This window comes from Acidaminococcus sp. HCP3S3_H5, from assembly GCF_052122235.1.
Classification (GTDB): domain Bacteria; phylum Bacillota; class Negativicutes; order Acidaminococcales; family Acidaminococcaceae; genus Acidaminococcus.
The window spans coordinates 110,291-134,380 of record NZ_JBQKCS010000004.1; the positions used below are offsets into that span (position 1 = coordinate 110,291).

Annotated in this window: 23 protein-coding genes and 3 tRNA genes; 22 read left to right on the forward strand and 4 right to left on the reverse strand. The window is 55.6% G+C overall.

Annotated features, from left to right (window positions below; genetic code table 11):
* The first annotated feature begins 5 nt into the window (after window positions 1-5).
* The 3 genes from glyA to ACTQY5_RS06220 are packed head-to-tail and all read left to right on the forward strand — an operon-like array spanning window position 6 to window position 2,357.
* Window positions 6-1,253, forward strand: a complete 1,248-nt coding sequence (glyA, locus tag ACTQY5_RS06210) for a serine hydroxymethyltransferase (RefSeq protein WP_022486929.1) — start codon at window positions 6-8, stop codon at window positions 1,251-1,253.
* 21 nt (window positions 1,254-1,274) lie between these two features.
* On the forward strand, window positions 1,275-1,901 hold the full coding sequence (gene upp, locus ACTQY5_RS06215) for a uracil phosphoribosyltransferase (RefSeq protein ID WP_022486928.1): 627 nt from the start codon (window positions 1,275-1,277) through the stop codon (window positions 1,899-1,901).
* Between the two features lie 3 nt (window positions 1,902-1,904).
* Window positions 1,905-2,357, forward strand: a complete 453-nt coding sequence (locus tag ACTQY5_RS06220; protein WP_154487731.1) for a deoxycytidylate deaminase — start codon at window positions 1,905-1,907, stop codon at window positions 2,355-2,357.
* A 43-nt stretch (window positions 2,358-2,400) separates the two neighbouring features.
* Here the strand turns inward: ACTQY5_RS06220 and fliB are convergent, their stop codons facing one another.
* The gene (gene fliB, locus ACTQY5_RS06225; protein WP_441368958.1) at window positions 2,401-3,270 is read right to left on the reverse strand and encodes a flagellin lysine-N-methylase; all 870 of its coding nucleotides are present in this window, start codon (window positions 3,268-3,270) and stop codon (window positions 2,401-2,403) included.
* Window positions 3,271-3,430: 160 nt separating this feature from the next.
* Here fliB and ACTQY5_RS06230 point away from each other — a divergent pair, with 160 nt between their 5' ends.
* From ACTQY5_RS06230 to ACTQY5_RS06270, 9 genes are all read left to right on the forward strand, one after another.
* Window positions 3,431-4,411 (forward strand): 4Fe-4S cluster-binding domain-containing protein, encoded by a 981-nt coding sequence (locus ACTQY5_RS06230; RefSeq protein ID WP_022486925.1) that lies wholly within the window; start codon window positions 3,431-3,433, stop codon window positions 4,409-4,411.
* Between the two features lie 80 nt (window positions 4,412-4,491).
* Window positions 4,492-5,058, forward strand: coding sequence for a chorismate mutase (locus tag ACTQY5_RS06235; RefSeq protein ID WP_154487733.1), 567 nt, complete (start codon window positions 4,492-4,494; stop codon window positions 5,056-5,058).
* Window positions 5,059-5,067: 9 nt separating this feature from the next.
* Window positions 5,068-6,525: an SLC13 family permease gene (locus tag ACTQY5_RS06240; RefSeq protein WP_022486923.1), complete on the forward strand. Its 1,458-nt coding sequence runs from the start codon at window positions 5,068-5,070 to the stop codon at window positions 6,523-6,525.
* Window positions 6,526-6,687: 162 nt separating this feature from the next.
* A complete protein-coding gene (locus ACTQY5_RS06245; RefSeq protein ID WP_441368959.1) occupies window positions 6,688-7,509 on the forward strand; it encodes a zinc-ribbon domain-containing protein in 822 nt (273 codons plus the stop codon).
* Between the two features lie 35 nt (window positions 7,510-7,544).
* Window positions 7,545-7,895 carry a hypothetical protein gene (locus tag ACTQY5_RS06250; protein WP_022486921.1) on the forward strand — a complete coding sequence of 117 codons (351 nt, stop codon included), beginning with the start codon at window positions 7,545-7,547 and terminating at the stop codon, window positions 7,893-7,895.
* 62 nt (window positions 7,896-7,957) lie between these two features.
* Window positions 7,958-8,401, forward strand: a complete 444-nt coding sequence (locus ACTQY5_RS06255; protein ID WP_154487734.1) for a universal stress protein — start codon at window positions 7,958-7,960, stop codon at window positions 8,399-8,401.
* A gap of 13 nt (window positions 8,402-8,414) precedes the next feature.
* Window positions 8,415-8,852, forward strand: coding sequence for a universal stress protein (locus tag ACTQY5_RS06260; protein ID WP_441368960.1), 438 nt, complete (start codon window positions 8,415-8,417; stop codon window positions 8,850-8,852).
* A 127-nt stretch (window positions 8,853-8,979) separates the two neighbouring features.
* On the forward strand, window positions 8,980-9,417 hold the full coding sequence (locus ACTQY5_RS06265) for a universal stress protein (RefSeq protein WP_022486918.1): 438 nt from the start codon (window positions 8,980-8,982) through the stop codon (window positions 9,415-9,417).
* A gap of 33 nt (window positions 9,418-9,450) precedes the next feature.
* Window positions 9,451-9,885: a universal stress protein gene (locus ACTQY5_RS06270; RefSeq protein ID WP_154487735.1), complete on the forward strand. Its 435-nt coding sequence runs from the start codon at window positions 9,451-9,453 to the stop codon at window positions 9,883-9,885.
* Window positions 9,886-9,977: 92 nt separating this feature from the next.
* Here ACTQY5_RS06270 and ACTQY5_RS06275 read toward each other — a convergent pair whose 3' ends face one another.
* Window positions 9,978-11,525 (reverse strand): Na+/H+ antiporter NhaC family protein, encoded by a 1,548-nt coding sequence (locus ACTQY5_RS06275; protein ID WP_441368961.1) that lies wholly within the window; start codon window positions 11,523-11,525, stop codon window positions 9,978-9,980.
* Window positions 11,526-11,685: 160 nt separating this feature from the next.
* Here ACTQY5_RS06275 and ACTQY5_RS06280 point away from each other — a divergent pair, with 160 nt between their 5' ends.
* Complete coding sequence (locus ACTQY5_RS06280; protein WP_022486916.1) at window positions 11,686-13,212, forward strand: alanine/glycine:cation symporter family protein; 1,527 nt, start codon at window positions 11,686-11,688, stop codon at window positions 13,210-13,212.
* 66 nt (window positions 13,213-13,278) lie between these two features.
* Here the strand turns inward: ACTQY5_RS06280 and ACTQY5_RS06285 are convergent, their stop codons facing one another.
* Entirely contained in the window at window positions 13,279-14,472 is a 1,194-nt protein-coding gene (locus tag ACTQY5_RS06285) for an aminotransferase-like domain-containing protein (RefSeq protein ID WP_022486915.1), read from the reverse strand.
* A 320-nt stretch (window positions 14,473-14,792) separates the two neighbouring features.
* On the opposite strand from ACTQY5_RS06285, the gene polA reads away from it, so the two are divergent.
* From polA to ACTQY5_RS06320, 7 genes are all read left to right on the forward strand, one after another.
* Complete coding sequence (polA, locus tag ACTQY5_RS06290) at window positions 14,793-17,411, forward strand: DNA polymerase I (RefSeq protein ID WP_441368962.1); 2,619 nt, start codon at window positions 14,793-14,795, stop codon at window positions 17,409-17,411.
* Window positions 17,412-17,420: 9 nt separating this feature from the next.
* Window positions 17,421-18,242, forward strand: coding sequence for a bifunctional DNA-formamidopyrimidine glycosylase/DNA-(apurinic or apyrimidinic site) lyase (gene mutM / locus ACTQY5_RS06295; RefSeq protein ID WP_022486913.1), 822 nt, complete (start codon window positions 17,421-17,423; stop codon window positions 18,240-18,242).
* A gap of 9 nt (window positions 18,243-18,251) precedes the next feature.
* Window positions 18,252-18,839, forward strand: coding sequence for a dephospho-CoA kinase (gene coaE / locus ACTQY5_RS06300; RefSeq protein ID WP_022486912.1), 588 nt, complete (start codon window positions 18,252-18,254; stop codon window positions 18,837-18,839).
* Window positions 18,840-18,982: 143 nt separating this feature from the next.
* Entirely contained in the window at window positions 18,983-19,582 is a 600-nt protein-coding gene (locus tag ACTQY5_RS06305; protein WP_022486911.1) for a lytic transglycosylase domain-containing protein, read from the forward strand.
* 54 nt (window positions 19,583-19,636) lie between these two features.
* Window positions 19,637-19,723, forward strand: a tRNA-Leu gene (locus ACTQY5_RS06310).
* 30 nt (window positions 19,724-19,753) lie between these two features.
* Window positions 19,754-19,839 (forward strand) — tRNA-Leu (locus ACTQY5_RS06315).
* Between the two features lie 51 nt (window positions 19,840-19,890).
* Window positions 19,891-19,977, forward strand: a tRNA-Leu gene (locus ACTQY5_RS06320).
* A 161-nt stretch (window positions 19,978-20,138) separates the two neighbouring features.
* On the opposite strand, the gene ACTQY5_RS06325 is transcribed toward ACTQY5_RS06320, so the two are convergent.
* On the reverse strand, window positions 20,139-21,131 hold the full coding sequence (locus ACTQY5_RS06325; protein ID WP_022486607.1) for a helix-turn-helix transcriptional regulator: 993 nt from the start codon (window positions 21,129-21,131) through the stop codon (window positions 20,139-20,141).
* 179 nt (window positions 21,132-21,310) lie between these two features.
* Here ACTQY5_RS06325 and ACTQY5_RS06330 point away from each other — a divergent pair, with 179 nt between their 5' ends.
* Window positions 21,311-22,711 carry a GntP family permease gene (locus tag ACTQY5_RS06330; protein WP_154487738.1) on the forward strand — a complete coding sequence of 467 codons (1,401 nt, stop codon included), beginning with the start codon at window positions 21,311-21,313 and terminating at the stop codon, window positions 22,709-22,711.
* A 625-nt stretch (window positions 22,712-23,336) separates the two neighbouring features.
* On the forward strand, window positions 23,337-24,074 hold the full coding sequence (gene sufC, locus ACTQY5_RS06335) for a Fe-S cluster assembly ATPase SufC (protein ID WP_441368963.1): 738 nt from the start codon (window positions 23,337-23,339) through the stop codon (window positions 24,072-24,074).
* The last annotated feature ends 16 nt before the right edge of the window (window positions 24,075-24,090 follow it).

A 24,090-nucleotide genomic window follows, 5' to 3' on the forward strand; every position in this document is an offset into this window, starting at 1 on the left:
ACGAGATGAACAACCAGAAACTGGGCCTGGCAGATCCCCAGGTGGCGGCGGCCATCGGGGAGGAACTGGGCCGGCAGCGTCACAAAATCGAACTGATTGCTTCGGAAAACTTTGTGTCCCCGGCGGTAATGGAAGCCATGGGGACCGTCCTCACCAACAAGTACGCGGAAGGGTATCCCGGCCACCGGTATTACGGGGGCTGTGAATACGTGGACAAGGTGGAAGAACTGGCCCGTCAGAGAGCCTGTGAGCTGTTCGGGGCGGAACACGCCAATGTGCAGCCTCACTGCGGGGCCAATGCCAACCTGGCCGCCTTCTTTGCCTTTGTCCAGCCGGGAGACACGGTGATGGGCATGAATCTGTCCGAAGGGGGCCATCTGTCCCACGGATCCCCGGTGAACATCTCCGGGAAGTATTTCCACATCGTCCCTTACGGAGTGGATCCTGAAACAGAACGGATCGACTATGACAAGCTGGAAAAAATCGCGGAAGAATGCCGACCCAAAATGATCATCGGCGGGGCCAGTGCCTATCCCCGGATCATCGATTTCGAACGGATGGCGGCCATCGCCCACAAGGTGGGGGCCTTCCTGATGATCGACATGGCACACATTGCCGGTCTGGTGGCGGCAGGACTCCATCCCAGCCCGGTGCCCTATGCGGATGTGGTGACCACCACCACCCACAAGACGCTTCGGGGACCCCGGGGCGGCATGATCCTGTGCCCGGAAAAATACGCCAAACAGATCGACAAGGCGGTGTTCCCCGGCACCCAGGGCGGCCCTCTCATGCACATCATCGCCGCCAAGGCAGTGGCTCTGGGCGAAGCCCTGAAACCGGAATTCAAGGATTACCAGAAACAGATCATCAAAAATGCCGCTGCCCTGGCGGAAGAACTGACCAAACAGGGTCTGCGGCTGGTTTCCGGCGGTACGGACAACCATCTGGTACTGGTGGATACCCGGTCCAAAGGCCTTACCGGCAAGGACGCGGAACACATGCTGGATGCCATCGGCATCACCTGCAACAAGAACACCATCCCCAACGACCCGGCCAGCCCCTTTGTGACCAGCGGCATCCGTCTGGGTGCGCCGGCTGCCACCACCCGGGGATTCCTGGAAGAAGACTTCCGGGAAGTGGCCCGGATCATCGGCCTGGTGCTCAGCAATCCTGGGAAAGAAGAAGCTCAGAAAGAAGCCGCTGCCCGGGTGGCTGCCCTGTGTGAAAAATACCCTCTCTATCCGAATCTGTAATTGGGAAAGGAACCTGAAACCATGCAAATCCATGTTGTGAACCATCCTCTGATCAAAGAAAAAATGACCCACTTGCGTGACAAAAAGACGGCTCCCCGGAATTTCCGCCGGTTGCTGGATGAAATCGCCCAGCTGCTGCTGTTCGAAGTGACCCGGGACCTGCCCATCCGGGAAGTGCCGGTGACCACTCCCATTGCGGAAACCACCGGGTATGCCTTGGACATCACCGGTATCACCGTGGTGCCCATCCTCCGGGCGGGGCTGGGATTCCTGGATGCAGTGCTGGACCTGATCCCGGAAGCACGGGTGGGGCATATCGGCCTGACCCGGGATGAAAAGACTCTGGAGCCCATCAAATATTACTGCAAGATCCCCAAGGACAAGGATGCGGAAATCATCCTCATCGACCCCATGCTGGCCACCGGCGGCAGTGCCGCTGCAGCCCTGTCCATGCTGAAGGCCGATGGCTACAAGCACTTCCGGTTCATGTGCCTGGTGGCCGCTCCGGAAGGGGTGGAACTGGTGAACAAACTGCACCCGGATGTGCCCATCTATACAGCGGCCCTGGATGATCATCTCAATGAGCACGGGTACATTGTGCCCGGGCTGGGGGATGCCGGGGACCGGGTGTTCGGGACGGTGGAATAAGGTATGGACAGACCTGACTGGGACAGTTATTTCATGGAAATCGCGGAAGTGGTTTCCAAACGGTCCACCTGCCTGCGGAGAAAGGTGGGGGCCGTGCTGGTGAAGGACCGGCAGATCCTGGCCACCGGGTACAACGGGACTCCAAAGGGGCTGCCCCACTGTGAAGTGGTGGGATGCCTCCGGGAAAAGCTCCATGTGCCCAGCGGTCAGAACCATGAGCTGTGCCGGGGCATCCATGCAGAGCAGAACGCGGTGATCCAGGCGGCGGTGAACGGGGTATCCACCCTGGGCGCCACCTTGTACTGCACCCATCAGCCCTGTGTGGTGTGTTCCAAGATCCTGATCAACGCCGGGATCAAGCGGATCGTCTACGCCAATCCCTACCCGGACAAACTGGCACAGGAAATGCTCCACGCGGATACTTCCCTGGAGCTGGAAGAGTTTCATAAGAAGTGATGCAAAAAAGGGGCTGGTGCATGCGCAACAGTCCCTTTTGTTGTCAGATCTGCTGGGACAGCAGCAGATCGACATTTTCCGTATCATACTCGATTTGCTCGGACCAGCGGCGGGGGGCTTCCAGCAGGTCTCCGGTGCGGGCGGCCTGGAGCAGGATAAACTGGGTGCTCTTTTGGGCGTAACGGGCCAGGATATCCATGCCGTAAGAGGCTTCCTTGTCCAGCTGCCGATAGAAAATGTACTGGTACAGACGGTCGAAGAAGAGCAGGGGAGCATTCTCCGCAAAAGTATGGTACCGGTCCAGGGCCCCCTCCAGGTCCCTTTCAATTTTCTGGAGGTCCCGGGTCCAGGCTTGGTCGATGGGCTCTGTGGCGGAAAGTTCCCGGATCATTACTTCCAGCTCTTTCCGGGTCAGATCCGGAGAAAAATGGAGCTTTGCTTCCGGCAGGTCCTCCAGCCCCATTTCTTCCAGCAGTTCCGGAAAGGTGAAAACATCTCCGGTTTCTTCCTGGGTAAAGTGGAGGGGCCCCGGCAGCGCCGCCATGACCTCGCAGGTCTTCTCACAGCACAGGCCGGTGCCGCAGAGAATGTATTCATACACATAGGTGAAGAACCGGGGATGGACGGTGCAGATATCGCAAAGGGCGTCTTCCCCCAGTTCCTTGATCACCCGGCACAGTCCGTCCGGATCCAGCAGATGGCAGTATCCCTGGGGATTCAGCCGGAAATGCCAGGTGCCGTCTTCCCGGACCATGGACCGGCGCAGGTCGTCCCCCAGCTTTCCGGGCAGTTGCCGGTAGTATTCCGCCGTGTCTTCATCGATGTCGATTTCCCACACCTGGCAGCAGGTATGGCGGCAGGACCCTCCTTTGCAGGCAAAATCGTTGAACCCTTCCGGGATGATGGAAATCATGGAAACCCCTCCTTTTGACATGACATCATTATAACACGGAAGTTTTGCTGAAAAAATTGGAACACTTTCACAGTTTATGGTAAAATATAAGCTAGGTTTGTGTGTGATTTTAGCGTGCGGCTCCTGGGAGAGCTGCAAAAGAAGTTCGAGGGGATTGACCATGATCAAGAGAGAAAAAACCGCAGTGGAAGCAGCCAGACACCCGTACAAGACCCGCAACGGCGGGGCCACGGTCACTGTTTTTGTGCCTTATGACTGCCGGAACCACTGCCCGTTCTGTGTGAATAAAGAAGAGTATGCCGATATGACGGGATTTTCCCTGGAGGCCATCTGTGAAAGCATCCGGAAAATGGATGCCCTGACTCCTTACTGCGACTTTGTCTTTACCGGAGGGGAGCCCCTGGCCAACCTGAAAAGTCTCCAGGTGATGCTGGACCAGGTGTCCGATACCCATAAAGTGTACATCAACACCACCCTGCCGGTAAGCCGGGAACAGAGCGAAGAGGAAGTGCTGGCCTTCCTGGAGAAGAATGCCGGGAAAATCACCTGCCTCAATATCAGCCGGCACATGCAGCACTATGTGGAGGAATCCAATGACGGACTCCTGGCCCGGCTGCCGGTCCGGTTCCGGATCAACTGCGTCCTGTACAAGAAGTATCCCAAGGATCAGCTGATTCCCTTTATGGAACGGTTCCGGAAGGTCCACGCCCCTTCCATCCAGTTCCGGTTCGACTATACGGAGACCACCCCGGAAAACCTGTATGACGAACCCCATGACCAGATTCTCCGGGACCTGAAGCAGGTGGCCTGTTACACCGGTCTGGACGGCTGCCGGATGCGCTGCGGGTTCCATTTCAAATACAAGGATCTGGAGCTGGTGTACCACAAGACCCTGCCCTACAGCACCATTGTGGAAAAGGATCCGGCAGACGGGGAAACCTATGCCATCCTGTACGATATCCTGATCAAGCAGAATGGACGGATCGATTCGGACTGGGATGGCACGGTAATGGATCTGGACGCCTACGCCCGGTGCAAGTTCGAGCCCTACGATCTGAAATGGCTGGAACGGGTGCCCGCCCGTCAGGTGGAAGAAGAGAAAGAAGAACTGTTGGGGGCCCAGCCCTGTACGGCAGTGTGAAAGAGGGGTGTTGCGCAGGCAACACCCCTTTGCTATAATGGGGAAAAATCCAAGAAGCATGGTAGGAAAGGAAGATTGTTATGAAACTTGACCAAGTGCGTGCCAAAATCGATGCCATCGATCCTCAGATCCGGGCTCTTCTCATGGAGCGGCTGGACTGTTCCAAACTGGTGGCGGAAGCCAAACAGGAAGCCGGGGAGACCAACATTTACCGGGCGGACCGGGAACAGGCCATTCTGGAAAAACTCTCCCAGGGCGTGCCGGAAGACCGGCTGCCGGAATACCTGGCGGTGGTCCGGAAGATCATGGAAACCAGCCGGATGTACCAATACGGCATGCTCTTTGACTGGAATCCCCAACTGTTTGCTCAGCTGGCCAAAGACATTGACATCCACTCCGGAGGCACCCGGGTGGTGGTCCGGCTCACCCGTCCGGATCAGCCCAATGCCATGAGCAGTATCCTGAACATGGTGGGGGATTACGGGTACAACATGCAGTACATGGAACTGCTCCATTTCAATAAACCGGAAAAAACCGTCACTTTCGACCTGACCATCCTGGGGGATCTCAGCGAAACCAACATGCAGAAGCTTATGTTCCAGCTGTCCAAGGAAAGCCAGGATTTCCGGATCCTGAAAAACGAATAAGAGGGAATCATGACTAAATCCCAAAAAGATCTGTTCTGGCTGGCGGCTTCCCTGGCCGCCGGCTTTGCCGTAAGACTGCTGCCGGCACCGGCTCCCTTGACCCAGGAGGGGCTGGCGGTGCTGGGCATCTTCCTCACCTCCCTCATGATGTGGATCACCATTTCCATTGACTGGCCCAGTCTGATCACCGTGTTCCTTCTGGGCTTTTTGCCCCATTTCGGGTTCGGGAACACACTGAAGGGAACCTTCGGGAACACCACCGTGGCCTTCCTGCTGTTCACCTTCATGCTGGTGTATCCCCTGTCCCAGACCCATTTTGTCCGGCGCTGCACGGTGACCTTCATCACCAACGCCATTGCCCGGCGGGGCCCCTGGTCTTTTGTCACCTTCCTGTTCTTTGCGGTGACTTTCATGGGGCTGTTCATTTCTCCTTCCGTGCTGTTTGTGGCCTTCATGCCTTTTCTGGAAGACATTTTCCAGGTGCTGGAGCTGAAGAAGGGGAGCCCTTCTGCCAATATGATCATGCTGGGGACGGCCTTCTGCATCAGCCTGTCCTCTGGGATGACCGCCATCGGCCATGTGTGGCCCACTATGGCCATGGGGTACTATACGGCAGCCACCGGACGGGATGTGAACCAGTTCCAGTACATGGCCATGGGGATCCCCACCGGGGTGCTGCTGGTGATTTTGCTGCTGCTGGTGTTCAAGTTCCTGTACCGGCCGGCGGATATCCAGGCCATCGACCCTCAGAAGGCCATGGGACTCCGGGGCACTGTACCCCGGGCGGACAACCGGGAAAAGATCATCCTGGCCACCATGGCCCTGACGGTGCTCCTGTGGGTGGGGCCCAGCCTGGTAAAAGGCTGGAATCCGGGCCTGTATAAAATGATCAGCAGCTGGACCACTGCCATGCCGCCTCTTCTGGGGTGCATCATCCTGTTCATTGCCCGCCATGAGGGGAAACCCATTATGAACTTCAAAGAAGTGATGACCAAAGGGGTGCTGTGGGCTTCCATCGTCATGACCGGGGCCGCCACCATGCTGGGGTCCGCCCTGACCCACAACGAAATGGGCATCAAGGCCTGGCTCAGCGGCATGCTGGCGCCGGTAGCCAGCGGACTGCCGGTCCTGGGGCTGATTTTGTTCTTCTTTGCCTGGTGTGTACTGGAGACCAACTTTTCCTCCAATATCGTCACTACCACCGTAGTCAGCGCCGTGGCCCTTTCTGTGTGCCAGGCTCTGCCGGCGGGAGTGATTTCCGTAGGGGCGGTAGTGTGTCTCATCGGTTTCGGGGCCGGGATCTGCAACATGACCCCGGCGGGCCAGTCCACCATCAACACCGTGGCCATCGGGTCCGGCTGGACCACCGCCCGGGATATGTTCATCTGGGGAGGCATCTTCGCCCTCCTGGCCATTCTGGTGATGACCTTTGTGGGATATCCCATCGGGAGTGTGGTTCTGGGGTAAGAGGGGGGTGTGAAGAAATTCACACCCCCGGTCACTCGGCCAGTGACCAGTGACCGCTGACCAGTGACAGAAAGGGGCTGTGAAAAAATGATTTCTCATTTTTTCACAGCCCCTTCTTTTTGCTATAATAAACAGTATGGATAAGACAGGAGGTTGGAAAAGATGATCAGATTTTGTCCTCACTGCGGGAAGGAACTGGAGCCCGGGGTACGGTTCTGCCCTTCCTGCGGGAAAGCGGTTCCGGAAATACAGAGCCAGGGAGCAGAGAGCACCCGGCCGTCTGCACCGGCGGGAGGGAACCCTGCCTCTGCCAACAGGAACAGGATCCTGGCAGGAGGGCTTGTCGTCCTGCTGCTCCTGGGCGGAGGAGCCTTTTACTTCCAGCATCAGAAATCCCAGGAAGCGTCCCAGGCAGCAACTATGGCGGCTCAGGAAGCCAAAACGGAAAAGACGGAAAAAACGGCGGAGCCACAGGAAACAAAAGACCCTGTCGGGACCGTCCAGAAAATCCTGGATCAGGAAGGTCTTTCCGGAAAGGTGATGGCCACCTCCTATGGTCATGATCCCAACGGCAGTCTGAGCCTGATCGGGGGCAAGGGACGCCGGCTGCTGGTCATTGATGAAAAAAATCACCAGAAGGCTTTTGTGGATGCCACGTCCAGGCTGTACCAGTTCATCAATCATCGTACCGGGAACCTGCCTCCTGTCACCTTTCAGATGCGGGTCCTCAGCGAGCAGCCAGGCGACGATGAAAAAGCCGGGTATTGGGATGGAACCAGCCATGTAATTCCCGTTTATGCCCAATATTCCTTCGATGGGGAGGGAAAAGTGGTCCCGGGGATGCTGAATACGGGAGTTGGCGCCAGACCGTCCCATTACCATGACTATCTCAAAGAACAGCGCCATGTGGATCTGGCCAATCTGGTCCTTACAGAAATGCAGGCCCTCCACGAAAACGCCGATGCCAATCATGTGCAGCTGTAATCCCTGCAAATTTTCAAGAAAGAGGTTTTGACCCTATGGAATTTTTTCTTTTTGTACTGCTTCTGACCCTGGTTTCTTTTTCCATGGCTGTGCTCTGCTATGGACTGACCATGCGGTTTTTCAACGGATCCAAACTGGCCCGGTACATTCTGACCCCTCTGGCAGTGGTGGGGTGGGACTTCCTGGTGGTAATCCAGGACCAGACCATGCGGTGGGTTTTGGGGCTTCTGCCCATTGCTGCCCTGGCGGCCCTTTTCCTCTACGCCCGGAAAAAGTATGCGGAGGATCCGGAACCGCTGGAACTGGCCCGGAGACAGAACGGCTTTACCCCGGATCGGAAAATGCGCCGGTACCAGAAAAGAAATCAGAAAAAAAGCAAAAAATAAAAGGGATTTTTCGCAAAAAGGCGAATAATATCCATAAAGAGCAAGGAAGGGGATGAATGTATATGTTCCAAAAAATCTTGGTGCCGGTAGATGGATCGGATACGGCGTGGAAGGCCCTGAAAACAGCGGCAGCGCTGGCGTCCAGATTTCAGGGAGAAATCCGGGTATTCACTGTTATGGAACCGTACAACAGCCTCAGCCTGTTCCAGATTACCCTGGATCAAAACCTCATGGACCGCAGCAACCGGGAAATGAAAAAAGCCAGTCTGGCGGTCCTGGATACGGCCAAAGAAAAACTCACGGAATATGGCTTCCATGGCAAGGTTTCCTATGAAGACGGTGAAGGAAATCCGGCAGAACTGATCCTGGAGAAGTCCCGGGAAGACGGCTGTGACTCGGTGGTCATCGGCAGCCGGGGCCTCAGCGGGATCACGGAATTCCTGTTGGGCAGTGTCAGCTCCAAAGTGTCCCAGTATGCGGAAGTACCTGTATTCGTAGTGAAATAAAGGGGGAGATTCTATGTTCAAAAAAATCCTGGTGCCGGTGGATGGTTCCCAGACTTCTTGGAAGGCTCTGGAAACGGGGAAATCCCTGGCGGAAAAATATGACGGCGTCCTGATGGTCATTACGGTGATGCTGCCCTACGGGGCCGGCGGCCTGCTCCAGATGTCCCTGGACCAGACCCTGATCGATCAGAACAATGCAGCTATGAAAAAAGCCGGTTTTGCCACCCTGGAACTGGCCAAGGAAAAACTCAGCGGCTATAAGGGTGAAGTGGAATATGTGGAAGAAACCGGGAACCCGGCGGAACTGATCCTGGACGCCTGCAAGAGCAAGGGCTGCGATACCATCGTCATCGGCAGCCGGGGCCTCAGCGGAGTGGAGGAATTCCTGTTGGGCAGTGTCAGCAGCAAGGTGTCCCAGTATGCCAAAGTCCCTGTTATGGTAGTGAAATAACCTGACAAAAAAATTGCTGCTTCGGCAGCAATTTTTTTTCGGAAAAAGCAGGAATTTACAATCTTTCGGTGAATATACTCTATAAGAAAGAAAAAATTGTAACGAAAAATGCGTTGGAGGTGGTTGTATGTTTGAAAAAATCTTGGTTCCGGTGGATGGGTCTGAAACGTCCTGGAGAGCCCTGGCGGAAGCCCGGGAACTGGCGGAAGCCTTCAAGGGAGAACTGCTGGTGGTGAACGTAATCCAGCCCTACAACAATTCGGCCATGCTGGTGGTGCCTTTGGATCAGGCAACCATCAGTCAGGGAAATGAAGAACTGACGAAAATCGGCAACAGTGTCCTGGATACAGCCAAAGAAAAGCTGAAGGACTTCAAAGGCAAGGCAGAATTCGACCTGGAAGTGGGCCATCCGTCTGAACGGGTGCTGGCCGTATGCAAGGACAAGAAATGTTCCGCCATCGTCATCGGCAGCCGGGGCCTCAGCGGCATTGCGGAATTCTTCCTGGGCAGCGTCAGCAGCAAGGTGTCCCAGTATGCCGATGTGCCGGTGCTCATTGTGAAATAACCCAAGATTGTTCCGGAAAAGGGGGAATATCTTATGATCAACAAAATCCTGGTTCCTGTAGACGGTTCGAAAATTGCCCTCCGGGCTCTGGATTTTGCCATGGAACTTGGCAGCAAATTCGGATCCCAGATCATTGTGATCAATATTGACGTGCCTTATGACCTGAGCCGGATCAAACCTCCCCGGAAGGACAAAAACGGCAATATCATCCCGCTGGAAGCGGCTGCTCCCACTCCGCTGGAAGAAGCAGAACGGGAAGCCAAGAAAGTTTCCTACAGCACCATCACCTTCAAGAAAGTGGTTGACATCGATCCGGCAGAACGGATTTGTGGGGAAGCCGAGAAGGATGATGTGGACATGATCATCATGGGCAACCGGGGTATGGGTGTACTGGCAGGGTTCTTCCTGGGCAGTGTCAGTACCAAGGTATCCCAGAGCGCTCATTGCCCGGTGACCATCGTAAAGTAAGAAGGAACCGGCCACAACTCCAAACGCGGGAATAAAAAGGGGGTGTTGCACATAAGGTGCAACACCCCCTTTGGTTACAGGTGTGAATTTTTTCACACCCCTTTTTTCTTCAATCTCATTCTGGCCCGTCTGTGGAGCAGGAACAGGGCCAGCAGCAGAAGACCGATGCCGGTGATGAGGGTCAGGACCACGCTGCCCCCGGAGAAACCGGCGGCCAGGTAGGCCATGAAACAGCAGGCGGCCACCAGGCAGGCGTAGGGGATCTGGGTCCCCACATGCTGGATGTGGCTGCATCCGGCCCCGGAAGAGGAGAGGATGGTGGTGTCAGAAATGGGGGAGCAGTGGTCCCCGAACACGGAGCCGGCCAGGGTGGCGGACAGGGTCACGGTCATGATGGTGGGAGTGGCGGACTGGCAGATGAACACCACAATGGGGATGAACAGACCGAAGGTGCCCCAGGCAGTACCGATGGAGAAGGAAAGCCCGGCTGCCACCAGGAATACAATGGCCGGCAGCAGTTCCATGGGTAGATGGCTGGTCTGGACCAGCATGCCAATGTATTTCCCGGTGCCCAGGTAGTTCTGGCACAGGGTGCCGATGGTCCAGGCCAGGGTCAGGATGATGTAGGCAGGGACCATGGTGTTGATCCCGGCACCGATGCTGTCCATGAACTGCCGGAAGCTCAGGAGCCTGCGGGGAACGAACTGGACAAAGGCCACCACCAGGGCCCAGAACCCGCCCAGCACCAGCGCGGCGGAAGAATTGCTGTTGCCGATGGCGGCCTGGAAGGAGAGCCCTTTGGACCAGTAGCCTCCGTTGTACAGCATGGCCAGGATGGTAAAGACGATGAGAGCGGCAATGGGGATCAGCAGGTCATACACGGTGCCTTTGGCAGTCACCGGCTGCTGCTGTTCCCGGGCTTTCTGATCAATGGCGCCCAGTTCTCCTTTGGTTTCCGCCAGGTCTTCCACTGTGGCCATGGGCCCGAATTCCAGGTCCGTAACGGACAGGACGGTGACCATCAGGATGGACAGGATGGTGTACATGTTGTAGGGGATGGTGGCGAAGAAAGCGGACATTTCATTGGGGAAGGCGCCGGTTTCGTACAGGGTGGACCCTACGGCAGCAGCCCAGCTGGAAATGGGGGCGATGATGCACACGGGGGCGGCGGTGGTATCGATGATGTAGGCCAGCTTGGCCCGGGAAATCCGGTACTTGTCCGTTACCGGCTTCATGACCGTACCTACGGTGAGGCAGTTGAAATAGTCATCGATGAAAATCAGGATCCCCAGGATGCTGGTGGCCAGTTCTGCAGCCCGGCGGCTGGTGATTTTTTTGGTGGCCCACTGACCGTAGGCCTGGGAACCGCCGGCCTTGTTCACCACAGCCACCAGGGAGCCCAGCAGGGCCAGGAACAGGATGATGTTGAACTTGTCCGGAGTACCGACGGTTTTGGACATGATCTCAAAGGCGGCGGAGCTCATGTCCACCAGGCCTCCGCCGGAAGCGGCCGCATAAATCAGACCGCCGGACAGGATCCCCAGCATCAGGGAGGAAATCACTTCTTTGGTGATGAGCGCAAGAGAAATGGCAATAATCGGGGGCAGCAGGGACAGGATCCCCACATCTACAGGTTCCATAATTGACTCCTTTTCTTACAGGGTATAGATTGATTTTGGAAAAAATATGTTTTATTTTATCATATTTCTACCGTCATTTCACAAAGACGACGAAATTTGTTGAAAAACTTTCAGACTATGTTATAGTAAAAGAATAAAAATATGAATGAGGGAGATGCTTATGGAGAATTTGTTTGCATGGATCAACTCTGTCCTGAAGTTCGTCGGCCCCCTGTCCGACTTCTTCTGGGACATTCCTACCCAGTTTGCATGGTACAAAAACCTGCCCCTGTTGGGAAGCTTTTCGTTCGCCATTATTGTGCTGGTAGGATCCGGCATCTATTTCACCTGCCGGCTCCACTGTATCCAGCTGACCCATATGGGAACGGCCATCCGGCTGCTGGTCCACCGGCGCAGTGCCGCCACCGGGATCTCGCCGCTGGCGGCCTTTATGCTCAGTTCCGCCATGCGGGTGGGCCCCGGGAACATCCTGGGGGTCACCGGGGCCATTTCCGTAGGGGGACCGGGAGCCCTGTTCTGGATGTGGGTATCTGCGTTCTTCGGCATGGCTACCGCCTTTGTGGAAGGGACCATGGCCCAGCTGTTCAAGGAAAAACGTCAGGGACAGTTTGTAGGGGGACTGCCCTTTTACGGACGGGCTCTTTTCGGAGGCAGCCAGGGTGTGGGCATCTTCCTTTCTCTCCTGTACATCTTCTATGCCCTGGGATGTCTGCCGGCCCAGGGATACAATGTGGTTTCTTCTGTAGGGGCCATCGGGTCCATGGTCAGCGGTACGGAGATTCCCACCAACTCCCTCTTCTATTACGGCACGGCAGCTGTGGTACTGGTCTTTACTGCCCTGCTGGCCTTCGGGGGCATCAAAAAGGTGACAAAGGCCACCAATGCCATGGTTCCGGTGATGGCGGTGGTATACGTGGCCACTACGGTGCTGCTGATTGTGGGCAATGTACGGTCCGTTCCTTACTTTTTTGAAGCGGTGTTTGCGGGAGCCTTCCGGCCGGAAGCCTTTTTCGGCGGGGTGTTCGGTACCGTCCTGGTCCAGGGAGTGAAACGGGGGCTGATGAGCAACGAAGCGGGCCAGGGGACCATTACCATGTCCGCCGCATCCGCCGATGACGAACATCCCTGCGAACAGGGGCTCCTGTCCGCTGCCGGGGTGTTCCTGGACACTCACATCATCTGCACCATGACCGGGTTCATTGTGATCATGGCCCATGCCTGGACCCAGGATCCTGCCGCCTGGAAAGCCGCCGGGAAGCTGCCCAAATATCTCCTTTCCGTGACCCAGCTGACGCCCACTGCCGGGATCAATACGGCGGTGAACCTGGCCCTTACCCTGTGCTTCTGCCTGTTTGCCTACACCTGTCTCATCGGAATGGTGTCCTTTTCGGAAATCGCCGCTGCCCGTCTGAGCAAAAATCCCCAGGTGATCGTCACTGTCCGGTGCCTGTGCCTGCTGGTGGCCGCCTTCGGCATCCTGGTGAACATTGCCGGCTATGACCTGAGCAACCTGTGGGCCTTCTCCGACCTGGCCAACATCATCATGGTCTACTGCAACGTGCCCCTTTTGTACAAGGGATTCCAGTACGTGCTGAAAGCCCAGCGCCACTTTGTCAGCGAAAGCCCTGAACCCTTCGACGGAAAAAAGATCCTGGGCATTGATACCCCCTGCTGGCCGAGAAAATAAGGGGGTGAAAGATTCGCGACCCGCGACCCAAAAATGGGGCTGTTGCTTATGCAACAGCCCCATTTTTTACTTCCCTTCTTTGATCTCCTTCAATGCTTCAGCCATCCGTTTTACCCCTTCCACAATCCGGTCATCAGGCATGTTGGAGTAGTTGATCCGCATGTGCCGGTCGTTCTTGATGTTGGGGTAGAAGAATTCGCCCAGTACACCGGCCACGTTCTTTTCGATGCACTTGTCGAACACCTTCCGAGCGCTGACCCCTTCCGGGAAGGTCAGCCACAGGAACAGGCCCCCTTCCGGATGGGTCCAGGTGGTGCCGTCGGTGAAGGTTTCTTCCATGGTCTTCAGCAGCAGGTCACGGCGGTGCTTGTACAGCTTGTTGATTTCCGCCACATGGTCATCCAAGCTGTATTCATCCATGTACCGGTCGATGATGGCCTGGTCAAAGGCGGAGGTGTGCAGGTCGGCACTCTGTTTTACCTTGACGAATTCCTTCATCAGGGTGGTGGGAGCGGCCAGCCAGCCAATCCGCAGCCCCGGGCAGAAGGTCTTGGAGAAGGTCCCCATGGCCATCACCAGGTCTTTGGTGTCCATGCTCTGGAGGGAGGGGAGGGTTTCCCCTTCATAGCGCAGTTCCCCGTAGGGATTGTCTTCCAGCACCGGGATATTGTATTTGTTGACGATTTCCATGAATTTCTGCCGCCGTTCCAGGCTCCAGCAGATGCCGGTGGGGTTCTGGAAATCCGGGATCACATAGATCAGTTTGGCCCGGGGCGTTTCCGCCAGGATCTTGTCCAGTTCTTCCGGGATCATGCCCTTTTCGTCAGTGGGGACTTCCTTGAACACCGGCTGGTAGGCCTTGAAGGCATTGATGGCAGCCAGGTAGGTGGGGCTTTCCATCAGCACCACATCCCCTTCGTCAAAGAAAATCTTCCCGGCCATGTCCAGGTTCTGCTGGGAGCCGGTGGTGATCAGGATGTTTTCCGCTTTCAGATGGGATTTGTATTTCCGGTTCATCCGGTCGGCAATCTTGGCCCGGAGGGTGGGACGGCCTTCTGTGGTGGCGTACTGGAGCACCTTGTGGCCTTCAGCGGCGCAGACTTCCTGACACACCTTGCCGATTTCTTCCACCGGGAACAGTTCCGGTGCCGGCAGCCCCCCGGCAAAAGAAATCACTTCCGGACGCTGGGTCACTTTCAGGATTTCCCGGACCGCAGAAGCCTGCATCCCGGCCATCCGTTTGGCAAATTTGTATTCCATAATAAAAACCTCCCCCAAAATCAGCTGTCTTTTCAGGACAGTACCAATTTCATTGTATCCTAGAAAATGCTATCACTATTGATTTTTACCGTCAAGAAAATGCATTTAATATATTGTATACAAAAGTCCTAAAGAGTTATTTCTGTACAGTTCTATACAAAAACAGAAGAATAGAAAAAATACAGTAATGTAGTATGGATTTATCAGCAGGCAACGGCCGCTGACCGTTGACGGGAACTGCTGCCCCCGCAACAGCTCCCCCTGTCCCTTTCAAATATGGTATAATAATACGATTAGAATAACACTGAGGATGGTGCGCAATGGACGAAAAATTCCTTCTTATTGACGGCAGCAGTCTGATCCACCGGGCTTTCTTTGCTCTGCCGCCTTTGACCAATAAAAAAGGGGTCAACACCGGGGCGGTGTACGGCCTGTGCAATATGATCCTGAAGCTGCTCCAGGAGATCAAACCCAGCTACATGCTGGTGGCTTTCGACAAATCCCGGAAAACCTTCCGAACGGAAAAATTCCCGGACTATAAGGGCCAGCGGAAGGCTACGCCTCCGGAACTGAAGGAACAGTTCCCTCTGTCCATCCGACTGCTCCAGGCCATGGGGATCCCCACCCTGGAAGTGGACAACTACGAAGCGGATGATATTATCGGCACCCTGTCCAGCGGGGCTCCGGACAGTGTCCAGGTCCGGATCGTCACCGGGGACCGGGATGAATTCCAGCTGATCAAAAACAATGTCCAGGTGCTGTTCACCAAAAAAGGGATTTCCAATATTGCCGTCTATGACGAAAAGGCCTTCGGGGAAGAATACCAGGGACTGGAACCCCGGCAGATCATCGACCTGAAAGGGCTCATGGGGGATACCAGCGACAACATCCCCGGGGTACCGGGAGTGGGCCCCAAAACGGCCCTGAAGCTGATTGCCCAGTACGGCACCGTGGAAAACACCCTGGACCATGCGGAAGAAGTGAAGGGAAAAGCCCTTCAGGAGAAGCTCCGGAACAACCGGGATCAGGCCCTTTTGTCCAAAGACCTGGCCACCATCTGTCTCCAGGTACCCATTGAAAAGGATCCGGCGGCCTATCCTCTCACAGGTCTGACGGAAGAAAGCCGGAAACTGATGCAGGAACTCCAGTTCAAGAACCTGTGGGACCGGTTCGTACCGGTACTGGGCTGCGCAGCAGGCACGGAAGGGGCCAACGATGATCCTCTGTCCCTGTTCGGTCAGCCGGTAGCTGCAGATACCCTGGAAAGGGTGGAAATCAGCGACGATGCCCAGGGAGACAGGCTGGTGGAAGAAATCCGGGCCAAAGGGGACCAGGTGGCCCTGGCCTATGTTCTCCAGGGCAATCTGCCCAGCCAGCGGCTGGAACAGCTGGACCTGGTCTTTGCCGGAAAGCATTATGTCTTCCACCCGGAACAGGCGGGGAAACAGGCGGTGCTGGCACTTCTTGAGAATCCGGATCTGCCCAAGGCGGTGGCAGATCCCAAGGAGCTGTACAAATATATGATGGGACAAGGGAAAGCCCTTCAGGGAGTCACCGACGATCCTTCCCTGGCCGGCTATCTTTATGAACCGGGAGCCAGCAGCTACGGGATCCAGGGTTTGGGAGAAGAATTCCTCCCGGCGGCCAGCGGAGAAGCCGCCCAGGATACAGCGGCCCTGGTGCCGGTGCTCCGGGACAGGCTCCAGGAACGGGGACTTACCCGGCTCTATGAAACCATCGAACTGCCCCTTACGGAAAACCTGGCGGAAATGGAATGGAACGGGATCACCATCGACCAGGCCATGCTGGACGAAGTCACCGAAGAAATGACCAAAAAGGTACAGGCTCTGGAACAGCAGGCTTTTGACCAGGCAGGGGAACAGTTCAACCTGAATTCTCCCAAACAGCTGGGGGCCCTGCTCTTTGAAAAACTGGGGCTGCCCGTTATCAAAAAGACCAAGACCGGCTATTCCACTGATGTGTCGGTACTGGAAGCTCTCCAGGGGGAACATCCCATCATCGAGACTCTGATCAGATATCGGCAGCTGTCCAAACTCCTGTCTACTTATCTCCTGGGTCTCCATCCCCTGATCAACCCGGCCACCGGCCGGATCCACACCCATTTCAACCAGATGGCCACAGTGACCGGCCGGCTGTCCAGCACGGAACCCAACCTTCAGAACATCCCTACCCGGACAGAAGTGGGGAAACGGATGCGGGAAATGTTCGTGCCCGGGAAAGATTACGATCTGCTCATGAGCTGCGATTATTCCCAGGTGGAACTCCGGGTGATGGCCAGCATTGCCCAGGATGAACTGCTGCTGGATTCCTTCCGTCACGGCCAGGATGTCCATGCCCGGACCGCTTCGGAAATCTTCGGGGTGCCTCTGGACCAGGTGACACCCTACATGCGGAGCAAGGCCAAGACTGTGAATTTCGGGATCATCTACGGGATCAGCGATTTCGGCCTGGCCCGGCAGCTGGGGGTGCCCCGGGGAGAGGCGGCCCAGTATATTGAAAGCTATTTTGCCCGGTACACCGGGGTGAAGGATTATATGGAACGGGAAAAACAGAAGGCTCGGGAAATGGGCTATGTGGAGACCCTGTTCGGACGCCGCCGGTACCTGCCGGACATCAACGCCAAGAATTTCAACCGCCGGAGCTTTGCGGAACGGACTGCCATCAACACTCCCATCCAGGGAACGGCGGCGGACATCATCAAGGTGGCCATGCTGAAAGTAGCGGAAAACCTGAAGAAAGCCCAGGTGAAAAGCCGGGTGCTGCTCCAGGTCCACGACGAACTGGTGTTGGAAGTCACGGAAGAAGAAAAGGACCAGGTGGCCCAAATCGTCAAGGACACCATGGAACACGCGGTGGAACTGGCGGTACCCCTGGTGGCGGATGTAGCCACCGGGAAAAACTGGGCTCAGGCCAAGTAAGGAGGAACCATGCCGGAACTGCCGGAAGTGGAACAGGTACGGATCAGCCTGCTTCCTCATATAACAGGAAAAACCATCGAAAAGGTCCGGGTGGATCTGCCCAAAATGATCCTCCATCCGGATCCGGGAACTTTTGTCCAAAAGCTCCAGGGAGCCCGGTTCACCGGAGTGGAGCGCCGGGGAAAATACCTGCGGCTGGACCTGGAAAAAGGGGACTGGCTGCTGATCCATCTCCGGATGACCGGAGCTTTGCTGGCCCTGCCCAAAACCGCTCCGGAACCGCCCCATACCCGGATGGCTTTTTATCTGTCCGGAGACGAAAACCTGTACTTCAGTGACATCCGTACCTTCGGAGTGGCAGCCCTGGTGGGGGAAGATGAATGGAAGGACAAAGGGTACGAAAGCCTGGGACCGGAGCCTCTGGATCCGGTTCTGACTCCGGAGTATCTCCGGGAAAAGGCACGGGGAAAGACCGCCGTAGTGAAAGCCTTCATCCTGGACCAGACCATTATTGCCGGCCTGGGAAACATCTATGCCGATGAGGCCCTGTTTGCTGCCGGGATCCGCCCCACCCGCCGGGTGAACCGGATGACCCGGAAGGACTGGGAAGCTCTGGCTATGGCCATCAAAGGGGTGATCCGCCAGGGGCTGGAACACCATGGTACCACCTTCCGGAACTACCAGGATGCGGACGGGCACATGGGGGACAACAGCCTGTATCTCCAGGTGTACCATCGGAAGGGCCTGCCCTGCAAACACTGCGGTACCCTGCTGAAGCAGATCAAAGTGGCCGGCCGGGGCAGTGTTTACTGTCCCCGGTGCCAGAAATAAGGAGGAACCATGAAGGTAATCGGACTCACCGGAGGCATTGCTTCCGGGAAGAGCACGGTCAGTGCCTATCTGAAAGAAAAGGGAATCCCGGTGTTCGACGCGGATGCGGCCGCCTGGGAAGTGGAAAAGGCCGGATCCCCCTGTCTCCGGCAACTGGTGGAGGTTTTCGGGCCGGCCATCCTGACGGAGAAAGGGGAATTGGACCGGAAGGAAATGGCCCGGCTGGCCTTCCATGACCCGGCGGTGCTCCGGCAGCTGAATGCCATTGTCCACCGGGCCGTGGAGGAAAAACGGGATGCTTTTCTGGCTGCCCACCGGCAGGACCCCGTGGTGATTTTGGATGCCCCTCTCCTCCTGGAATGCGGCTGGGAAAAGGTGACGGATACCGTATGGCTGGTGTATATTCCGGAAGAGGAGCAGATCCGCCGGGCCATGGCCCGGTCCGGCATGACCCGGGAAGAGGTAAAAGACCGGATCCGGAAGCAGCTGTCCCTGGAAGAAAAACGGAAACAGGCCCAGGTGGTGCTGGACAATCGGGGTACCCTGGAAGATTTGTACCGGCAGGTGGACCGGGAACTGGACCGGCTCTCTCTCTGAGTTTGCCGTAATGTTGCAAAGAACAGTTGAAACACCGCCGGCAGATTTGATATGATAGTAGGAAAAAAGAAATGGACGCCTTCCGGAAGAGCAGGGACTTTTCCGGAAGAGCGCGGAAGATAGATTTATTGTGAGGGATTGTTTTGGAACGGAAGAGAAAGACAAAGCGGCCCGGGTGTCTGCCGGTGGTGCTGGTGTTCCTGCTGCTGATGGTGGCTGGGTATTTTGGCTGGAAGACGGATACTGCCCAGCGGAAGTTCGTCTACAACTGGCCTTATGCCCGGGAAATCCATCTGTACAGCGCCCAGTACCGGGTGGATCCCTTCCTGGCGGTGGCTGTGATCAAAAACGAAAGCAACTTCAAACCGGAGGCCCAGTCCAAAGCCGGAGCCATGGGACTTATGCAGATCACCCCGGAAACCGGGGCCTGGATCGCCAAATGCACGGATTTTCCCAATTTCCGGGATTCCATGCTGCTGAAGCCGGAGCTGAACATCAAATTCGGCTGCTGGTACCTGGCGGAACTGGAAAGCGAATTCCACGGCAATGAGGTGCTGATGCTGGCCGCCTACAACGCCGGCCGGGGCACGGTGAAGGAATGGATGAAGGATTATGGATGGGATTATGATTTCAACAATCCTGCCCAGATCCCCTTCAGTGATACCCGGGCCTATGTGCAGAAGGTTTTGAACGACAGGGACAACTACCAAAATTTATATAAAAAAACATTAAAAAACTATTGACGAAGATTCCTGATTGTGGTATTATTTCTTTGTTGCCGATTGAGAAATAAACAAGCGGGCATGGCGGAACTGGCAGACGCGCTAGCTTCAGGAGCTAGTGGGGGCAACCCCGTGGAGGTTCAATTCCTCTTGCCCGCACCAAACTTTTCACCTCAGCAATCACACAACTTTGCGGTTGTGGCGGAAAGGCAGACGCGTCAGCTTGAGGGGCTGGTGAGGGAAACCTCATGCGGGTTCAAGTCCCGCCAACCGCACCAACTTTCCAATACCGGGGGAAAAGCGAGAGGGCTCGACAACAAATTTCATATGCGGGCATGGCGGAACTGGCAGACGCGCTAGCTTCAGGAGCTAGTGGGGGCAACCCCGTGGAGGTTCAATTCCTCTTGCCCGCACCATTCAAAGAATGAGCACACTGTGGAAACAGTGTGCTTTTTTGTTGTTGCATACCGGGACGGGCGTGCCCCGGCCCGCTCTTTCTGTTCAAAGGCAAATGGAGCGTATTTGCCTTCCTTCGGCCGCTGACCATTGACAAAGAGGGGCGCCTGGCGCCCCCCCTCTACTTATACACTCCCAAAATCCGCTCCGCTTCCTGGGCCATCTTTTCCCTGACCCATTCCGGCCGGGTGATTTCCACCCCCGGGCCCAGGGCCATGATCCACCCCAGGAACTGGGCACTTACGTCCACCTTTACCGTAAGCCGTACCTGATCTGGTCCATCCGGGACCAGCATGATGTTCTGACCGAACCGGTCGATGAAGATCCCCACTTTCTCATTGTGAATCTTCAGCTCCACTTCCGTTTGTTCTCCGTTGAACATGCCGAAATGCACATCGGTGTATTTGGGGATATCCAGCTGGTCATAGGCTTCCTGTCCTTCCCGGGGCTGGCCTTCCAGCAGTTCCAGGTCCGTGATCTTGTCCACCCGGTAGTGGCGGATTTCCCCGGTTTCCGCATAGTAGGCGGCCAGGTAGTAGTTTTCTTCCGACAGGATCAGCAGCCAGGGGCTGACCTGGAACCAGTTCCCGTTGTTCCGGGGCACCAGCTGCTTTTTGGCATTCCACCGGTTGTAGTGGAACCGGACCTGGACATTGGCATTGATGGCCTGGTTGAGCCGGTCCACAGTCAGGTAAACAGTCTCGTTGGGGGTCTTGACCCGTCCGGCGATCACCACTTGGCACTGGAGACTTTTCCCCTGTTCCCGGCTGGCCAGCCCTTCCAGCTTGCCGATGAGCTTGTGGGACTTTTCGTCGGACAGGAACCGGGCCGCCTGGACGGAATCCACCAGCAGCTTCAGCTCGGGGATCTGGAACCGCCGGTTCCCCAGATGATAGGCGCAGTTCCGTCCGTCGTTGGAACAGATGATGTCCAGGCCGTAATTCCGCAGTTCTTCAAAATCCGTATACAGGGTTTTCCGGTCTGCGTTGACGCCTTTTTCATGGAGCTTTTCCGTGATTTCCTGGAGGGTGAGACTGTGGTCGTCGTCAGTTTCCTTTTCGAAGATTTCCTCCAGATAGAGCATTTTCAGTTTCTGGTTGATCCCTTTGGTCATGGCACATCCTCCCTGGGCTTTTTCTTTTATCATACCCTTTCTGGGCAGAAAAGGGAACAGATAAAAGAAGAAAAGAGAGTGGCCATTAGAAAAAATACCGTTTACATTTTTAGCGAACAGCGTATACTATAAGGCGAGAGGCCGAAATATTCAAAATACTTTGAGGGGATGTGAGGAAATTGACAGGCTTACCGTTGATTTTTGCTTTTGTCATTGCCATTATCGTTATGATCATAGCCATTTCCAAATTCCGCATCCATCCTTTCCTGGCAATCCTGGGAGTTTCCGTGATCTTCGGCCTGATCGGCGGGATTCCTCTGGTGAAGCATGGGAAAGTGCTGGGGATTGCTGATGTGGTCAGTGCCGGATTCGCCGGTACCTTTACCAGCATCGGCATTGTGATCATTATGGGGGCCCTGATCGGCACCATTCTGGAAAAAACAGGGGCGGCCCTGAAAATGGCCGACTGTGTGGTCCGTCTGGTAGGGAAGAACAATACCAGTCTGGCCGTACTGATCATGGGGTGGATCGTATCCATTCCCGTGTTCTGTGACAGCGGGTTCGTCATCCTGAACCCCATCCGGAAGGCTCTGGTGCGCCGGACCCATTGTTCTGCCGTTGCCACGGCTGTAGCCATGTCCATGGGGCTGTATATTTCTCACTGCTTCATTCCTCCTACACCGGGGCCCATTGCCGCTGCCAACACCATTTATGAAGGGATGGGCCTGGAACCCAACCTGATCCTGATCATCGGTCTGGGCACTGCGTCTTCCATCCTGCCCATGATTGCCGCCTATTTCTATGCCAACTATATCGGTACAAAAGTGAAGTCCAAGGAAGAACGGGCAGAAAGCGCTGACCCGGCTGAAACCCAGCAGACCTATGAAGACCTGATTAAAAGCTATGGCCAGCTGCCCAGTGCGTTCATGAGCTTTGCTCCCATTGTGGTCCCCATCATCCTCATGGGACTGTCCAGTGCCATGGCCATGGCCGGCACCAAAACGGACGTAATCACCTTCCTGGGGACTCCCATCATCGCCATCAGCGTGGGTGTGCTCCTGGGGATCCTGGTGCTGATGCAGAGCACCATTCCGGACAAAATGAAGGCTTTCTACGATATTACCAATGATACCCTGAAAGTGGTGGGACCCATCCTGTTCATCACCGCCGCCGGCGGGGTGTTGGGCAAGGTCATTGCCTCCACCAGCATGGTGGCTTTCATTAAAGCCAATTCCAACACTCTGGCCAACCTGGGGATTTTCTTCCCCTTCCTGCTGTCCGCCATCCTGAAGACGGCCCAGGGCTCTTCCACGGTGGCCATTACCACCACCGCCGGGATCATGGCGCCCTTGATGGGGACCCTGGGACTGGGTACACCCATGATGGCCGCCATGACGGTTATCGCCATCGGCGCCGGTGCCATGACCGTGTCCCATGCCAATGACTCCTATTTCTGGGTGGTCACCAACTTCGGGGACATGGAGGTCCAGGACGGCTACCGGGCCCAGACCATGGGAACCCTGGTAACCGGTATTGCCGCTATGATCAATGTGTATATTTTGTATCTGATTCTGGGGTAAGCAAAAGGGGCTGTTGCATATGCAACAGCCCCTTTTTGAGGTCTCGGGTCTCCAGTTGTGAGTCTCGGGCCATTGGATAGAACCTGTCCTTCAGCCAGGTTCTTTTGAAGGTACAGAACCAGGGTCGTACTGGATATAGAAACGGATATCTCATCGAGAACGGGTCAGATTTAATACGTTCAAAAATTTGCCTGCAAATTTTTCATTCGGCTCGAGACTAGAGACTCGAGACCGAGCCGCTATGCGGCTCATGAGACCTGGGGTGTTGCACAGAACATGCAACATCCCCTTTTGGTCGCGGGTCGCGACCTGCGACCGGGGGTGTGGATTTTTTCTCACACCCCCTTTTTCTGTTTCACCCGTAACAAAAACCTTTTCAAAAATCACAAAAAAATTCCCCTGTTTGCACTATGATATATTGTGGAACTGGAGAAAATCATTTATAATAGGGAAAGGATTTCAGGTGAATATTTTTTGATTACAGTAGAACCGGAAATCCGATCCCTATTCTTATTTCCCCCGGACCCGTTCCCATGCGCAGGGCAGGGATCCGGAGCGGTAAGATACAGCAAGATACAAATTCAGTACACAGGCGTTGAAGGGCCTGTGGGTAGGAGAGGTTAGTATGAGTGAATTATTACGCGTGGAAGGATTGAAAGTTGCCGTTGAAGGTAAGGAAATCCTGAAAGGCCTGGATCTGGTCATCAACAAAGGCGAAACTCATGTGATCATGGGCTCCAACGGTGCCGGCAAATCCACCCTGTTCAACACCATTATGGGCAACCCCAAATACGTTGTGACCGAAGGCCACATTTATTTTGAAGGCAAGGAAATCACCCACGAACCGGTGAATGAAAGAGCCAAGGCCGGGATCTTCATGGCCTTCCAGGCTCCCATCTCCGTCCAGGGGATCACTGTGGAAAACTTCATCCGCAATGCCAAGGGCACCATTTCCGGGGAAAAACAGCGGATCATGCCCTTCCGGAAAAAACTCCATCAGGAAATGGACGCTCTGTCCATGGACCGGAGCTATGCGGAACGGTATGTGAATGACGGCTTTTCCGGCGGGGAACGGAAGAAAAATGAAATTCTCCAGATGTGCATGCTGGAACCGAAACTGACCCTGCTGGATGAAATCGACTCCGGTCTGGACGTGGATGCGGTACGGATCGTTTCCCAGGCTGTAAACAAGTATCATGACGAAAACAACTCCCTGTTGATCATCACCCACCACAGCGAAATCCTCCAGAAGCTCCATTCGGATGTGGTCCATGTGCTGATCAACGGCCGGATCGTCAAGACCGGCGATGCTTCCCTGATCGGGGAAATCGAAGCCAACGGCTACGACGCTTACAAGAAATAACAGGCGGGTGAGCAGA